This is a genomic window from Burkholderia sp. LK4 (assembly GCF_001043615.1).
GTDB classification, from domain to species: Bacteria; Pseudomonadota; Gammaproteobacteria; order Burkholderiales; family Burkholderiaceae; genus Burkholderia; species Burkholderia cepacia.
Genome location: NZ_LDUL01000036.1, coordinates 1 through 14,430 on the forward strand (window position 1 = coordinate 1; position 14,430 = coordinate 14,430).

General features: G+C 67.5%; 16 protein-coding genes. 8 read left to right on the forward strand and 8 right to left on the reverse strand.

All coding sequences use genetic code 11. From position 1 onward, the window contains the following. Positions 1-83: 83 nt before the first annotated feature. Positions 84-503 (reverse strand): type II toxin-antitoxin system VapC family toxin, encoded by a 420-nt coding sequence (locus tag VK92_RS18875; RefSeq protein WP_021158162.1) that lies wholly within the window; start codon positions 501-503, stop codon positions 84-86. Further along, a complete protein-coding gene (locus tag VK92_RS18880; protein ID WP_021158161.1) occupies positions 500-739 on the reverse strand; it encodes a FitA-like ribbon-helix-helix domain-containing protein in 240 nt (79 codons plus the stop codon). The genes VK92_RS18875 and VK92_RS18880 overlap by 4 nt, the downstream gene beginning before the upstream one ends. 310 nt (positions 740-1,049) lie before the next feature. On the opposite strand from VK92_RS18880, the gene VK92_RS18885 reads away from it, so the two are divergent. The 8 genes from VK92_RS18885 to VK92_RS42525 all read left to right on the forward strand — a co-directional run bounded on the left by VK92_RS18885 (position 1,050) and on the right by VK92_RS42525 (position 7,335). Continuing rightward, positions 1,050-3,296 (forward strand): TonB-dependent receptor, encoded by a 2,247-nt coding sequence (locus tag VK92_RS18885; RefSeq protein ID WP_048023206.1) that lies wholly within the window; start codon positions 1,050-1,052, stop codon positions 3,294-3,296. Positions 3,297-3,299: 3 nt separating this feature from the next. Next, the gene (locus VK92_RS18890) at positions 3,300-4,067 is read left to right on the forward strand and encodes a tetratricopeptide repeat protein (RefSeq protein WP_048023208.1); all 768 of its coding nucleotides are present in this window, start codon (positions 3,300-3,302) and stop codon (positions 4,065-4,067) included. After that, positions 4,064-4,747, forward strand: coding sequence for a Fe2+-dependent dioxygenase (locus VK92_RS18895; protein ID WP_048023209.1), 684 nt, complete (start codon positions 4,064-4,066; stop codon positions 4,745-4,747). The genes VK92_RS18890 and VK92_RS18895 overlap by 4 nt, the downstream gene beginning before the upstream one ends. Before the next feature lie 88 nt (positions 4,748-4,835). Beyond that, complete coding sequence (locus VK92_RS18900; protein ID WP_011659184.1) at positions 4,836-5,075, forward strand: type II toxin-antitoxin system Phd/YefM family antitoxin; 240 nt, start codon at positions 4,836-4,838, stop codon at positions 5,073-5,075. Beyond that, on the forward strand, positions 5,072-5,467 hold the full coding sequence (locus VK92_RS18905; RefSeq protein WP_042973908.1) for a type II toxin-antitoxin system VapC family toxin: 396 nt from the start codon (positions 5,072-5,074) through the stop codon (positions 5,465-5,467). Before VK92_RS18900 ends, VK92_RS18905 begins: the two co-directional genes overlap by 4 nt. Before the next feature lie 155 nt (positions 5,468-5,622). Then, complete coding sequence (locus VK92_RS18910) at positions 5,623-6,303, forward strand: M15 family metallopeptidase (RefSeq protein ID WP_231600576.1); 681 nt, start codon at positions 5,623-5,625, stop codon at positions 6,301-6,303. Positions 6,304-6,406: 103 nt separating this feature from the next. Beyond that, complete coding sequence (locus VK92_RS18915) at positions 6,407-6,991, forward strand: nucleotidyltransferase family protein (RefSeq protein ID WP_021158154.1); 585 nt, start codon at positions 6,407-6,409, stop codon at positions 6,989-6,991. 203 nt (positions 6,992-7,194) lie between these two features. Next, a complete protein-coding gene (locus VK92_RS42525) occupies positions 7,195-7,335 on the forward strand; it encodes a hypothetical protein (protein ID WP_021158153.1) in 141 nt (46 codons plus the stop codon). 78 nt (positions 7,336-7,413) lie between these two features. On the opposite strand, the gene VK92_RS18920 is transcribed toward VK92_RS42525, so the two are convergent. From VK92_RS18920 to VK92_RS18945, 6 genes are read right to left on the reverse strand one after another with little or no spacing between them, the layout of a single operon-like run. After that, positions 7,414-8,172, reverse strand: coding sequence for an SDR family oxidoreductase (locus VK92_RS18920; RefSeq protein ID WP_048023212.1), 759 nt, complete (start codon positions 8,170-8,172; stop codon positions 7,414-7,416). Further along, the gene (locus VK92_RS18925; protein WP_048023321.1) at positions 8,169-9,716 is read right to left on the reverse strand and encodes an FGGY-family carbohydrate kinase; all 1,548 of its coding nucleotides are present in this window, start codon (positions 9,714-9,716) and stop codon (positions 8,169-8,171) included. Before VK92_RS18925 ends, VK92_RS18920 begins: the two co-directional genes overlap by 4 nt. 29 nt (positions 9,717-9,745) lie before the next feature. Further along, positions 9,746-10,834 carry an alcohol dehydrogenase catalytic domain-containing protein gene (locus tag VK92_RS18930; protein WP_048023214.1) on the reverse strand — a complete coding sequence of 363 codons (1,089 nt, stop codon included), beginning with the start codon at positions 10,832-10,834 and terminating at the stop codon, positions 9,746-9,748. A 46-nt stretch (positions 10,835-10,880) separates the two neighbouring features. Next, positions 10,881-11,894, reverse strand: coding sequence for an ABC transporter permease (locus tag VK92_RS18935; RefSeq protein WP_048023215.1), 1,014 nt, complete (start codon positions 11,892-11,894; stop codon positions 10,881-10,883). Further along, positions 11,881-13,545 (reverse strand): sugar ABC transporter ATP-binding protein, encoded by a 1,665-nt coding sequence (locus VK92_RS18940; protein ID WP_419761811.1) that lies wholly within the window; start codon positions 13,543-13,545, stop codon positions 11,881-11,883. The genes VK92_RS18935 and VK92_RS18940 overlap by 14 nt, the downstream gene beginning before the upstream one ends. Continuing rightward, positions 13,464-14,405, reverse strand: a complete 942-nt coding sequence (locus VK92_RS18945) for a substrate-binding domain-containing protein (RefSeq protein ID WP_048023217.1) — start codon at positions 14,403-14,405, stop codon at positions 13,464-13,466. Before VK92_RS18945 ends, VK92_RS18940 begins: the two co-directional genes overlap by 82 nt. Positions 14,406-14,430: the final 25 nt, after the last annotated feature.

Consider the following 14,430-nt stretch of genomic DNA (forward strand, 5'->3'; position numbering starts at 1 on the left):
ATCCAACTTTTGGGGTGCAGTTCAATCGCACGGCGCGTTTTTCAATTGCGGGGCAGCCTGCGGGGCCGGCAGCCGTGGGCTCGTTAGCGCGCCCACGGGTCGATTACGCGAATTCCCATTGCCTCGAACGGCGTGACATCGCGCGTGGCGACGATCAGGCCGTTCGCTTCGGCCGTGCCGGCGATAAAACCATCGGATGGTGCAATTGCGACACCTGCGGCACGAGCGCGTGCGCGAAGGCTCGCATACGCTTTGCTCGCAGCATCGTCGAATGGCAGGATTCGTCCGCGAAACAATGGCAGCACGCGCTGCTCGATGCTCTGATGCAGCCACTCTCGCCGGCGTCCTTCCGGCAATACAGCCACGCCCAATCGTATTTCCGCGAGACTGATCGCAGCCAGAAACAAGGTTTCGACATTCTGGGCATCGAGCCACTCGATCACGGCCGCGTTCGGCTCGCGTCGTAGCGGTTCGGAAATGACATTCGTATCAACAAGGATCATTCGAAGCTCATCGGATCGGCAGGCGTCTTGTCGCGCTGGGCGTCGAAATCGAATCCGCCGGCCTCCTGCCCGATTGCCGCCAGCATCGTTCCCAGCTTGAGCCGCCCGCCCGGAAGAACGGCCTGTTCGAGAATGTCGCGCACCTCGGCTTCGGTGCTGCGCCCATGTTGGGCCGCGCGAATGCGAAGTGCTCGATGCACTTCATCGGACAGATTTCGGACGGTGATCACCGGCATGGTGCGCCTCATCAAGATTGCTTTCAATGCAGTCATATTAGCATTTTGCTGTCATACCAAGTGAATCGCGACACTGCGACTCTAACCGGCCCGACAAGCCCTTTCTATCTGGCCATTCGGCCAATCTTCCCTGCGCAACGACGCCGTCACATTCGTCAACAATTCCTCAACAAACGATAACAAGAACGCTTCTCATTCACGTTGAAATTACATAGAATGCCGCCTGAAAACAAATCGTAATAATTCCCGACGGCGTGCACATTTCCGCAGCGCACCGCCCCGGGGCCACACCGCGAGGTCGAAGCGCACCATGAAGTCACGTCCCGACGAGCTGAAGCTCGGTAAATTCACCACCTTGTGCAGCGTGCTCGCCGCCGGCCCGGCATTCGCGGCGGACGGTACGCCGCCACCCGCCCCGGCCGGCACCGAAGGCCACCTCGCGCCGATCGAGATCCAGGGCAAGACCGAGCACAGCTACAAGGCCGACTTCTCCGCTTCCGCGAAATTCACCGCGCCGCTCGTCGACACGCCGAAATCCGTCACCGTGATCCCGCAGGAACTGATCCAGAGCAGCGGCGCGGCGACGCTGACCGAAGCGCTGCGCACCGTGCCCGGCATCACGTTCGGCGCCGGCGAAGGCGGCAACCCGCTCGGCGACCGTCCGTTCATCCGCGGCTACGACACGCAGGGCAGCATGTTCGTCGACGGCATGCGCGACACGGGCGCCACCACCCGCGAGATCTTCAACACCGAGCGCGTCGAGATCACCAAGGGTTCCGATGGCGCGTACGGCGGCCGCGGCGGCGCGGGCGGCAGCATCAACCTGATCACGAAGGCCCCGCACCTCGGCACGACGGCCGCCGCGAGCGCGGGCCTCGGCACCGACCGCTATCGGCGTTTCACCGCCGACGGCAACTGGCAATTCGCCGATCACGCCGCATTCCGCCTGAACCTGATGAGCCACAACAACGACGTCGCCGGCCGCGACGCCGTCAACAACGAGCGCTGGGGCGTCGCGCCGTCGATCGCGTTCGGCCTCGGCACGCCGACGCGCGTGACCGCGAGCTACTACCACCTGCAGACGGACGACATGCCCGATGGCGGCATCCCGTACTTCTACACGACGTCGAACAAGCCCGCGAACGTCGGCACGATCTATCCGGCGCCCGTCGATCGTCACAACTTCTACGGCCTGATCGACCGCGACTTCCGCAAGACCACGTCGGACATCAGCACGCTCAAGATCGAGCACGACATCACGCCGAACCTCACGGTGCGCAACACCACGCGCTATACGGAATCGACGCAGGACTACATCTGGACGCAGCCGGACGACAGCCAGGGCAACGTGGTGAACGGCAAGGTCTGGCGCCGCAACAACAACCGCGACAGCTCGATCAACAGCCTCGCGAACCTGACCGAGCTGTTCGGCGAATTCCGCACGGGCCCGTTCAAGCACAGCTTCACGACCGGCATCGAGCTGTCCCGCGAATGGGGCAAGCGCGATTCGTACACGGTCGCCACCGACAAGGGCACGATCTGCCAGAAAGGCATCGGCGCCGCATCGGGCTACAACTGCACGAGCCTGTGGTCGCCGAACCCGAACGACCCGTGGGCCGGTTCGATCACGCGCAACAACGACTACGCGCATGCACGCACCACGACGAAGTCGATCTACGGCTTCGACACGATCGAGATCACGCCGCGCTGGCAGGTCAACGCCGGCGTGCGCGTCGACGACTACTCGACCCGCTTCACCGACACCAAGGCCAACGGCGGTAAAACCTATACGCGCGACGACACGCTCGTGAACTGGCAGGCCGGCCTCGTGTTCAAGCCCGCGCAGAACGGCAGCATCTACGCGTCGTATGCGACGTCGTCGACGCCGGCCGGCATGCTGCTCGGCGAAGGCAGCGAGACGCAGTCGCTCACGCCGGGCCGCGGCGGCGTCGGCCCGAACGCCGATCAGATGGCGCCCGAGAAGAACCGCAGCATCGAGCTCGGCACCAAGTGGAACGTGCTGAACGACAAGCTGTCACTCACCGCCGCGCTGTTCCAGATCGATACGACCAACGCGCGCGTGACGCTGCCGAACAACCAGTACGCGATGGTCGGCAACAAGCGTGTGCAGGGTCTCGAACTCGGCGTCGCAGGGCAGATCACGAAGCAGTGGCAGGTGTTCGGCGGCTACACGTACATGAAGAGCGCGCTGCGCGACAACGGCAAGGACGCGGCGAACGACGGCAACCGCTTCCCGAACACGCCGAAGCACAGCCTCACGATGTGGTCGAACTACGACGTGACGCCGAAGTTCACGGTCGGCGGCGGCGCGTTCTACATGTCGGAAGTGTTCGGCGATCCCGCGAACCTGCGAGCAGTGCCGTCGTACTGGCGCTTCGACGCGATGGCGCAGTACCGGATCAACAAGAAGCTCGACCTGCAACTGAACGTGAACAACCTGTTCAACCGCACCTACTTCGACCAGGCGTACCCGGCGCACTACGCGTCGATCGCTCCGGGCCGCTCGGCGTTCGTCACGCTGAACGCGCGCTACTGATCGATGGAGGCTGTATCGCTGAAGGCGCTCGCGTCGGTGTCGCCGCGCGAGTTCGCCGACATCCTGGCCGGGCCGCCCGAGCGCGCCGCCGCGTGGGTCGCGGCGGCGGCCGACAACGGCATCGTCGATGCGCAGGCTGTCTACGGGCAGTACCTGCTCGACGGGCATGGCGTCGCGCGCGACCCGGCGGCCGCGTTCAACTGGTTCCGGCACGCGGCGCGGGCCGGCCACGCGATGGCGATGAACATGCTCGGCCGCTGCTACGAGTTCGGCTGGGGCACGGCCGCGTGCGCGCCGGTCGCCGTGTACTGGTACCGGCTCGCCGCTCATGCGGGGCTCGACTGGGGCATGTACAACTACGCGACGACGCTCGCGCTCGGCAACGGCGTCGACGAGAACCGCGCCGACGCGCTCGACTGGTTCCGCCGCGCGGCCGCGCTCGGCCATGCGAAATCGATCAACCTGATCGGCGGTTTCTACGAGGACGGCTGGGTCGTACCGGCCGACCCCGACGCCGCGTTCGACCACTATCGCCGCGCCGCCCTCGCCGGCGACTTCCGCGGCCAGTTCAACCATGCGCGGCTGCTTGCCGAGCGCGGACGCATCGACGAGGCGCTCGGCTGGCTCGCGCGCGTGCCGGCCACCGCTACCCCCGCGTTCGTCGCGAAGATGCGCGCGTATCTCGCGTCGTCGCCGATCGACGCGTTTCGCGCGGCGGCGCTGCAGTCGCAACCCCAGCCGCAGCCGCACGTTATGGAATCCGCAACATGATGCTTCATATCCCCGGCGTGTTGACCAAGGCGCAGGTCGCGCAATGCCGCGACCACCTCGATGCGGCCGAATGGGTCGACGGTAACGCGACGTCCGGCACGCAGTCGGCGCTCGCGAAACGCAACCGCCAATTGCCGGAAGGCTCGCCTGCCGCGCGCGCGGTGGGCGACGCGATCCAGGACGCGCTCGCGCGCCACCCGCTGTTCTTTTCGGCGGCGCTGCCGCTCAAGGTGTTTCCGCCGCTGTTCAATCGCTACGAAGGCGGCGAGACGTTCGGCACGCACGTCGACAACGCGATCCGGCTGCTGCGCGGCACGGATTTCCGCGTGCGCAGCGACCTGTCGGCGACGCTGTTTCTCGAGGAACCCGATGCGTACGACGGCGGCGAGCTGTGTGTCGAGGATACGTACGGCACCCATCGCGCGAAGCTGCCGGCAGGCGATCTCGTGCTGTATCCGGCGTCGAGCCTGCATCAGGTGACGCCCGTCACGCGCGGCGAGCGCGTCGCGTCGTTCTTCTGGATCCAGAGCATGGTGCGCGACGACGGCGACCGCACGCTGCTGTTCCAGCTCGATACGCAGATTCAGGCGCTGTCCGCCGAAAAAGGCGCGAAGGACCCGATGGTCATTTCCCTGACCGGGATTTATCACAATCTGTTGAGGAAGTGGGCGGATGCGTAACGCGAACGGGTAACGCTGCCCCCCGGCGCTTGCGCTGCGTCGGACTCCATGACTAAAATGACCATCGTCAAATGACCATGCTCATATCATGATGCCGCACGCTCCCGTATCGAAATCCGAATTCAAGGCTCGCGCACTCGAATACTTCCGGCTCGTCGAGGCGTCGGGCGAAAGCCTGATCGTCACCGATCACGGCAAGCCGACGCTCGAGATCCGGCCGTATCACGCACGCGAAGCTCAGCCGTTGGACATATTGCGCGGTTCGGTCATGCGCTATGACAATCCTCTCGATCCGATTGCGGAAGATGATTGGGAGGCGTCGCGGTGATCGTGCTGGATACACATGCATTGGTATGGTGGGTGGCGGGCGACCCGTCGCTCAGCAGGAAGGCGAGAAGCGCGATCGATCGCGCCCGGAGCGAAGGCGCGCTCGCCGCGTCCGCGATCTCCGCGTGGGAGATTGCGATGCTGGTGCGCAACGACCGCCTCGCACTGACGATGGAGGTCGAAGCATGGCTCGCCACCGTCGCGCAGATCGACGGGATGCGCTTCGTGCCCGTCGACGCCGACATCGCCGCGAAATCCACCAACCTCCCCGGCACGTTCCACAAGGATCCGGCCGATCGCATGATCGTTGCGACCGCTCGACGGCTCGGCGTGCCGCTCGTCACGCGCGACGAAAAAATCCGCGCTTACGCGCACGTCAAGACGCTCTGGTGAGCGTCGCCTGCCCGCGGGCCGAACCGCCGCGCATCCTTTGCCGGACTCCGGCATATTGGCGAATCGTCTGACAAAACGACCTCGGCCGGCCAGCCTCGGCGCCGGCTCATGGCCCGTAACCGTCATCGCGTCATTGCGCCATTTCGTCCGCTATCGTGATATCGCTCTCCGATCCGGTTGTCCGCTCGATCGCCCTGCTGGAGTCGCACGAAGGGTTTGTCGATCTCGCCGGTTTTCATGACCGCATCGCCGTCGATCCCGGCCGCGACGACGCCGCACACTCGAGCCGGCATTTCCTGAAAGTGCGTCACGGTGTGGCGCAACGGCTGATCGCCGCCGCGCATGCGCTGCCCGACGGCCTGCGCCTGTACGTCAAGGAAGGCTATCGTCCGCTGGCGCTGCAACGCCACTACTTCACCCGGCATCTCGCGCACCTGCGCCGGACGCTGAACCCGCTGCCGGACGAGGACACATTGGTCGCGCTGACGAGCCACTACGTCGCGCCGTCGGAAGTCGCCGCCCATCCGACGGGCGCGGCCGTCGACCTGACACTGATCTCGACGGACGGCGTCGAGCTCGACATGGGCTGCGTGCTCGACGCAACCGACCAGGAATCGTCCGGCGCGTGTTATACGCACAACCCGTTCATCAGCCAGGCTGCCGCCCGCCACCGCCAGGTGCTGATCGCCGCGCTGACGGGCGCCGGCTTCACCAATTACCCGTCGGAATGGTGGCATTGGTCATTCGGCGACCGCTATTGGGCCGTCATGCACAACCAGTCGCACGCAATTTACGGTCCCGTCGAGGAAAGCATGCTCGACGAAGCCGCGCGCTGACGTTCTTTCCGACGAAACGAACCCGCCCCGGTAACATCCTCACTTGTCGATCCCTGCCCGCTCCCGCACAATCGCAGCACCTGCATCACTCTCCCCCGCGCCGATGTCCTATGCGTCACTCGCCACCGGCGTCCTCCTCGCCGGCGGCCTCGGTCAACGCTTCGACCCGAGCGGCCTGCACAGCAAGCTGCTCGCGCTGCTTCCCGACGGCACGCCGGTTGCGGTCGCGGCCGCCCGCCGTCTCGCGGCGGCCACGGCCGACGTGATCGCCGTCGTGCGTCCCGGTGCCGAAAAACTCGCGATGCTGCTGAACGAAGCCGGCTGCCATGTCGTCTACGCGCCCGACGCGGTGCGCGGCATGGGCGCGAGCCTCGCGGCCGGCGTGCGCGCGACACCCGACGCGAACGGCTGGCTCGTCGCGCTCGGCGACATGCCGTGGATCGCGGCGTCCACCTACGAAAGCGTCACACGCGCACTCGACGCCGACGACGCGTCGATCGTCGCACCCGCACATCGCGGCGCGCGCGGCCATCCGGTCGGGTTCGCCGCGCACCACTTCGATGCGCTCGCCGCCCTCGACGGCGACACCGGCGCCCGCGCGCTGTTCGCCAGTGCACCGGTCAGGCTGCTCGACGTCGACGATCCGGGCATCGTGCGCGACGTCGATACGCCCGCGGATTTGCGCTGACGCCGATCCCGCCCCGCACGCGGAGCGGCGCATGGCCCGCTCCTGCGCAGCAGGCGTCGGCACGAAAACCACGCCCGCGCGGATTGCCCCGACGGCAGGCGCCCCACCGCGACAATCCCGCTGCAAATGCACGCCCGATTGCCTATAACGGAGACGAGGCGCCCCCGCCGCGCCACCGCCGTCACGCACTGCGCGAGTTCTCCATGACCGATCACACGACCCCGACGCCCGAGCCACCGGCCGACCCGAACCGCGACCCGGAGGACGACCCGCTGTCGTCGCCGCCCGGCCATCACGACAACCCGCAGCAACCGGACGGGCCACCGAGCAAGGATCCGGTCTAGCCGCCGGGCGGCCGCGCCGCGCATTCGCCGCGCATTCGCCACGGGTTCCGGTCATGCGGCGCCCGCGCATGACGCTGCCTAACGCGCGGTATACCCGCCGTCGATCGGCAGCGATACGCCGCTGACCATCGATGCCGCATCGCTCAGCAGGAACAGGATCGGCTCGACGACCTCGTCCGGCTCCGCGAATCGCCCGAGCGGGATCGCGGCCAGCATCGGCGCACGCTTTTCCGGATCGCTCCACGCGAACTGCGCCATCGGCGTGAGGGTGACCGTCGGGTTCACACTGTTCACACGAATACCGTGCGGCCCGAGTTCGATGCACAGCACGCGCGTGATCGCGTCCATCGCCGCCTTCGACGCGCAATAGCCCAGATGCGCGGGCAGGCCGACGAGCGCGGCCTGGCTCGATACGTTGACGATGCTGCCCCGCGCCTGCGCTGCGCCACGTCCGTCGCGCGCGATCATCTTCCGCGCGACGGCCCGTGCGACGAGCGCCGCGCCGCGCGCGTTGACCGCCATCACGCGATCGAAATGCGCGGCGCTCACGTCGAGCGCCGATTCGAGCGACGCGATCCCCGCGCAATTCACGAGGCCGTCGAACGCGTCGTGCGCGGCGAGCGCCGCGTCGATCGCGTGTTCGTCGCCACCGACATCGACGCGCAACGTCTCGCACGCAGCCTCGCCGGCCAGCGCGTCGAGCGCGGCCATGTCGCGCCCCGCCGCGACGACCCGCGCGCCCGCCCGCGCCAGCGCGACCGCGCACGCGCGCCCGATCCCGCTCGACGCACCCGTGACGAGCACCCGCGAACCGCCGAAATCGAATCGACTTTTCATGATGGCGTGTGCAACCCGTGCATGATCGGTGCGAGCGCCGGATACAGCGCCGTATAGAGCGCAAAGCGCGCCGTATAGGCTGCCGCGCGTCCGGCATCGGGCCGCGCGCGCTCGACGAGCGTGACCCATCCGCCTTGCGCACCCTCGTGCGACACGAGCCCCACCCCGACTCCCGCGAGCAGGGCCGCCCCCATCGCGGCTTCGACGTCCTGCTCGATCGTCCACACCGGGAAGCCCGTCACGTCCGCGATGATCTGCATCCACAGCGCCGAATGCGCGGCCCCGCCCACGACGATCAGCCGGTCGTCGAGAGCGGCCGCGCCGCGTCGGCCGGCCTCGATGTTGTGCCGCAACGCGAACGCGACGCCTTCGAGCACCGCGCGATACAGGTGCGCGCGCGTGTGCGCGAGACTCAGCCCGACGAATGCGCCGCTCGCCTTCGCGTCCCACACCGGGCTGCGCTCGCCCATCAGGTACGGCAGGAACAGCACGCCATCGGCGCCCGGCGGCACGCTTTCGGCCGCCTCCTCGAGCAACACGTGCGGATCGCCGTGCGGCAGCAGGCGTGCCGCATCGATCTCCGCGTGACAGAACTGGTCGCGAAACCACGCGACCGACGCGCCTGCCGTGATCGCGCCGCCGAACACGTACAGGTCGCGCTGCCCGTCGAACACGTGCGGCATGCTGACGAGCCCGTGCCGCGCATCGACGTGCCGGCTCACGTAACCCCAGCACATGCTGGTGCCGATCATCGCGACATGCTGCCCCGCGCGCGTCGCGCCGGCCGCGAAGGTCGCGACGGCCGCATCGACGCCGCCCGCGACGACGGGCGTGCCGGCCGGCAGCCCGAGCGGCTCCGTCCATTGCGACAGCAGGCCGCCGACGACGTCCGTCGATTCGACGAGCCGCTCGGGCATCATCGTCGCCGGGATGCCGAGCATGTCGAGCGCATCGTCGGACCATTCGCGGCGCGCGACGTCGTACACGCCGCCGATATTGCCGGCCGAGCTGTGATCGACCGCGACCTCGCCGGTCAGCAGGTAGATCACGTAGGCGTTCGGCGGCAGGAAGTAGCGCACGTTCGCCCACACGTCCGGCCGCTGGTCGCGCAGCCACAGCATCTTCGTGAAGCCGTAATAGCTGTCGACGCCGTTGCCCGTGATCGCGCGCAGCCGCTCGACGTTCACGTTCGCATTGATCCAGTCGACTTCCGCGGTCGCACGCCGGTCCATCCAGATCAGGCACGGATGGACCGGCCGCATGTCGCTGTCGACCGGAACGCCCGAGCCGCCGTACAGGCTGCCCACGCACACCGCGCGGATCGCGTCGGCCGGCACACCCTGCGCGCGCGCATCGCTCACGCAGCCGGCGATGCATTCGAGCACGGCGTCGAACCACACCTGCGGCCATTGCTCGGCCCACAGCGGGCGCGGCGTATCGGGCTGGTAGCCGGCCGAGCGCCGCGCGACGATCGTGCCGTGCCGGTCGACGAGCAGCGCCTTGGTGCTCTGCGTGCCGATGTCCACGCCTATGACGTATTCCATGATGTCTCCGGTGAGGCGCACGCCGGCCGTCAGCGGGCCGGCTTCAGCAGCACCTTGATCGATTCGGGCGATTTCGCGACGCGGATCGCGTCGTCCCACTCCTCGAGCGCGAAATCGTGCGTGACGATGCCTTTCGACGTGACGAGCCCGCGTGCGAGCAGGTCGATCGCGACCGGGTAGCAGTATGGCCCCAGGTGCGCGCCGCGCACGTCGAGCTCCTTGCGGTCGCCGATGATCGACCAGTCGACGGTCGCATCCTCGCCGAACACGCTGAATTCGACGAAGCGGCCGAGCTTGCGGATCAGGTCGAGCCCCTGGCTCACGCCGACCGGCGCGCCGGTCGTCTCGATGTAGACGTCGCAGCCGTAGCCGTCGGTGAGCGACCGGACGATCTCGCGCGCATCGTCGCGCGCCGGGTTGATCGTCACGTCGGCGCCGTACTCGCGCGCGAGTTCGAGCCGCTCGTCGATCAGGTCGATCACGACGAGTTTCTTCGGCGTCTTCAGGTGCGCGACCTGCGTCATCATCAGCCCGAGCGGGCCCGCTCCGGCGATCACGACCACATCGTCGAGCTGCAGGTCGCCGCGGTTCACCGTATGGATCGCGCACGACAGCGGCTCGATGATCGCGGCGTCTTCGAGCGACACGCCGAGCGGGATCCTGTGGACGATCGCGGTGGGCGGAATGCGCATGTATTCGGCCATCCCGCCGTCGGCCACCTCGCGCTGGAAGCCGAAGATGTTGTGCACTTCGCACATCCAGTACTGGCCCGACCGGCAATAACGGCACTTGCCGCACGGCACGATCTGCTCGGCGATCACGCGGTCGCCCAACGCCACGCCGAAATGCTCGGCCGCGCCGTCGCCGAGCGCTTCGACATGGCCGAAAAATTCATGGCCGGGAATCACGGGCGCCTTCACCCACGGGCTCGGGCCGCCCCAGAACATCTTCGCGCCCGTATAGCACTTGCAGTCGCTCGCGCAAATCCCGCACGCGGCGATGCGGATCACGAGTTCGTTCGTGCCGGGGCGCGGCTTCGCGACCTGTTCGACGCGGTAGTCCTCGGGGCCGTGGCAGACGACCGCGGTCATCCGCGGCTGGGCTTCGGGTGTCGTCATGAGTTGTCTCTTTCGTTGATGATTCGGATATCTGATCGATCGCACGTTACCGCGACCGTTCGCGGCTGATGTAGATCGCGAGCAGGATGATTCCGCCCTTGATCACGTTCTGCACATACGGGTTCACGCCGATCATGTTCAGCCCGTTGTTGAGCACGCCGAGCAGCAGCGCACCGACCAGCGTGCCGAGGATCGCGCCGCGCCCGCCCGAGATCGACGTGCCGCCCATCACGACGGCCGCGATCGCGTCGAGCTCGAAGCCCACGCCCGCGTTCGGCTGCCCGCTCATCAGCCGGCCCGTCAGCACGATTGCGGCGAGCGCCGACGTGAGCCCGGCGAGCGTGTAGACGATCAGCTTCACGCGCGCCACGCGCACGCCGGTGAGCCGCGTCGCCTGCTCGTTGCCGCCGATCGCATACACGTAGCGGCCGAACGGCATCCGGTCGAGCAGCAGCCACGCGATTGCATAGGCCACCAGCATGATCAGTACCGGCGCCTGGATGCCGAACACCTTGCCGCTGCCGAAGAACGCGACCCAGTCGGGCAGACCGTCGATCGGATAGCCGCCCGTGTAGATCAGTGCCAGGCCGCGCGCGATGCCCATCGTCGCGAGCGTGACGATGATCGGCGGCATCCCCGCGAACGCGACGAACAGGCCGTTCAGGAAGCCGAACCCGAGGCCGACCGCGATGCCGATCGCGAGCGCGGCCACCGCGTTCACGCCGGCCACCATCAGCCCGGCCGCGAGCGTGCCCGACAGCGCCATCACCGAGCCGACCGACAGGTCGATCCCGCCGGTCAGGATCACGCAGGTCATGCCCACCGCGATGATCGCGTTGATCGACACCTGGCGCAGCACGTTCTCCAGGTTCGCGGCGGACAGGAAGCTCGGGCTCGCGATCATCATCGCGATGCACACGACGATCAGGCCGACGAGCGGATAGAACAGCGTCGAGCGTCGCAACTGCGCCCACATCGCGCGCGGCGGCGGTGCGTCGCCGTTTCCGGCGGCAGCCGCGAGGGTCGGGGAAGACGGGGAAGAAGAATCAGGCAGGTTCATGGGTCGCTCCTCGCGTGCCGGCTGTGGCATAGGTCATGACCGTGTCGGGATCGATCTCGTCGCCTTCGAGCGTCGCCTCGATGCGCCCCTGCCGGAACACGGCGACGCGATCGCACATGCCGACGATCTCCGGCAGCTCGGACGAGATCATGATGATGGCGTAGCCGCGCGCGGTGAGTTCGCGCATCAGCCCGTAGATTTCGGCTTTCGCGCCGACGTCGATGCCGCGCGTCGGCTCGTCGAAGATCAGCACCGACGTGTGATGGTTGAGCCAGCGCGCGATCACGACCTTCTGCTGGTTGCCGCCCGACAGCGTCGCGACCTCGGTATGGATCGACGGCGCCTTCACGCCGACGCGCCGCATCACGTCGTGCGTCGCGCGCGCCTCGCCGCGGCGGTCGATCAGCCAGCGCATCGCCCGGTACTTGCCGAGGTTGTTCAGCGAGATGTTGTCGCGAATCGAGAACGACGTGACGAGCCCTTCCGTCTTGCGGCTTTCCGGCAGGATGCCGATGCCCGCGCGCAACGCGTCGGCCGGATCGGCGAGCGTCGCCGCCGTGCCGCGCACGCGCACGTCCTTGCGATGCGCACGCGTCGCGCCGATCACCGCGAGCGCGGTTTCGGTGCGGCCCGAGCCGACCAGCCCGGCGAAGCCGAGAATCTCGCCCGCATGCAGCGCGAAACGGTTCACGGGGCCGTCGCGCTCGATCTGCAGCGCATCGACCTCCAGTACCCGCGGCGCATCCGCCGCGCGCGCCGGCTTCGGCGGAAAACTGCTCTCGATCCGCCGCCCGACCATCATCCGCACCAGCTGCTCGACGTCGGTGCGCGCGACGTCGGTCGTCGCAACGTACTGGCCGTCGCGCAGCACCGTGATGCGGTCGCACACCGCGAAGATTTCCTCGAGATGATGCGAGATGAAGATCATCGCGACGCCCTGCCGCTTCAGCTCGCGCATGATCGCGAACAGGTGCCCGGCCTCGGCCGGCGTAAGCGTGGCGGTCGGTTCGTCGAGGATCAGGATGCGCGCGTCGAGCGACAGCGCCTTGCCGATCTCGACGAACTGCTGCTGCGCGACCGACAGCGCACGGATCGGCGCATCGAGATCGATCGCGACGCCGAGCCGCGCGAAGATGCCGGCCGCCGCGCGACGCATCCGCTTGCGGTCGCGTGCGCCCCAGCGGTTGCGCAGCTCGCGGCCGAGGAACAGGTTGTCGACGGCATCGAGATGCGGGATCAGGCTGAATTCCTGGAACACGATGCCGACACCCGCCGCGACCGCGTCGCGATAGTCCGCGAAACGACGCAGCGCGCCGTCGATCTCGATCGTGCCGGTATCCGGCCGATGAATGCCGCACAGGATCTTCATCAACGTCGACTTGCCCGCGCCGTTCTCGCCGAGCAGCGCATGGATCTCGCCGCGCGCGATCTCGAGATGAATGCCGGACAGCGCCTTCACGCCCGGAAAGCTTTTCGCGATGTCGCTGAGCCGGAGTATCGTGTCCATCGGTTTCTCCGTACGAAGGGCGCCGGCCGTGCCGCCGCCCTTCGGGTCGCATTGCACGTCGTTCACCAGCTGAAGCCCTTCGCGTTGCCGCGGTCGACCACCTTCACGTCGACCGGGATCGCCTTCGGCACCGTCGCGCCCCACTTGCGCGCAATCGCGATGCCGAGCGCGATACGCACCTGGTCGGCCGGGAACTGCGCGGTCGTCTCGATGAACTTCGAATTCGGCTTCTGGATCGCGGCGATCGCCTCGGGCGCGCCGTCGACGCTCGTCAGCTTGATGTCCTTGCCCGAGCTCTCGATCGCGGCGAGCGCGCCCATCGCGCCGCCGTCGTTCACGCTGAAGACGCCCTTCAGCTTCGGGTGCGCGGAGATCAGGTTCTCGGTCACCGACAGCGCGGTCGCGCGCTCCTGCTTGCCGTTCTGCGTGTCGACCAGCTTCACGTTCGGGTATTTCGCGAGCCCCGCCTTGCAGCCGCGCACGCGTTCGAGAATCGGCACGACCGGAATGCCGTCGAGGATCGCCACCTCGCCGCTGCCGCCGATCGCTTTCGCGAGGTAGTCGCACGACATCACGCCCGCGTCGTAGTTCTTCGAGCCGACGAACGAATCGACCGGGCCGTTCGCGTTCGCATCGACGGCCACGACCACCGCGCCGGCCTTCTTCGCCTGCGTGATCGCCGACTGGATGCCGGTCGAATCGGTCGGGTTCACGAGCAGGATGTCGATCTTCTTCTGCAGCATGTCCTCGACGTCGCTCACCTGCTTGCTGACGTCGTGATGCGCGTCGGTGACGACGACCTGCGCACCGATCGACGCGGCCGCGTCGTTCAGCGCCTTCTGCATCGTCACGAAATACGGGTTGTTGAGCTCCTGGAACGTCATGCCGATCCGCAGCGGTGCGGCCTGCAAGGCGGCGGGCAGCCAGGCCGCGGCGGCGAGCGCGGCAACCGCCGCCAGGCGGGCGGCGCGACGGGGGGATGAGGCGGGCGATGCAGGCGTCATGACGGTGTCTCCGGTTGTATGAGGC

Bases quoted from the DNA above. Each gene is read 5' to 3' on its own strand.
- VK92_RS18875 (WP_021158162.1), bottom strand. From the start codon at position 503: ATGATCCTTGTTGATACGAATGTCATTTCCGAACCGCTACGACGCGAG.
- VK92_RS18880 (WP_021158161.1), bottom strand. From the start codon at position 739: ATGCCGGTGATCACCGTCCGAAATCTGTCCGATGAAGTGCATCGAGCA.
- VK92_RS18885 (WP_048023206.1), top strand. From the start codon at position 1,050: ATGAAGTCACGTCCCGACGAGCTGAAGCTCGGTAAATTCACCACCTTG.
- VK92_RS18890 (WP_048023208.1), top strand. From the start codon at position 3,300: ATGGAGGCTGTATCGCTGAAGGCGCTCGCGTCGGTGTCGCCGCGCGAG.
- VK92_RS18895 (WP_048023209.1), top strand. From the start codon at position 4,064: ATGATGCTTCATATCCCCGGCGTGTTGACCAAGGCGCAGGTCGCGCAA.
- VK92_RS18900 (WP_011659184.1), top strand. From the start codon at position 4,836: ATGATGCCGCACGCTCCCGTATCGAAATCCGAATTCAAGGCTCGCGCA.
- VK92_RS18915 (WP_021158154.1), top strand. From the start codon at position 6,407: ATGTCCTATGCGTCACTCGCCACCGGCGTCCTCCTCGCCGGCGGCCTC.
- VK92_RS42525 (WP_021158153.1), top strand. From the start codon at position 7,195: ATGACCGATCACACGACCCCGACGCCCGAGCCACCGGCCGACCCGAAC.
- VK92_RS18920 (WP_048023212.1), bottom strand. From the start codon at position 8,172: ATGAAAAGTCGATTCGATTTCGGCGGTTCGCGGGTGCTCGTCACGGGT.
- VK92_RS18925 (WP_048023321.1), bottom strand. From the start codon at position 9,716: ATGGAATACGTCATAGGCGTGGACATCGGCACGCAGAGCACCAAGGCG.
- VK92_RS18930 (WP_048023214.1), bottom strand. From the start codon at position 10,834: ATGACGACACCCGAAGCCCAGCCGCGGATGACCGCGGTCGTCTGCCAC.
- VK92_RS18935 (WP_048023215.1), bottom strand. From the start codon at position 11,894: ATGAACCTGCCTGATTCTTCTTCCCCGTCTTCCCCGACCCTCGCGGCT.
- VK92_RS18945 (WP_048023217.1), bottom strand. From the start codon at position 14,405: ATGACGCCTGCATCGCCCGCCTCATCCCCCCGTCGCGCCGCCCGCCTG.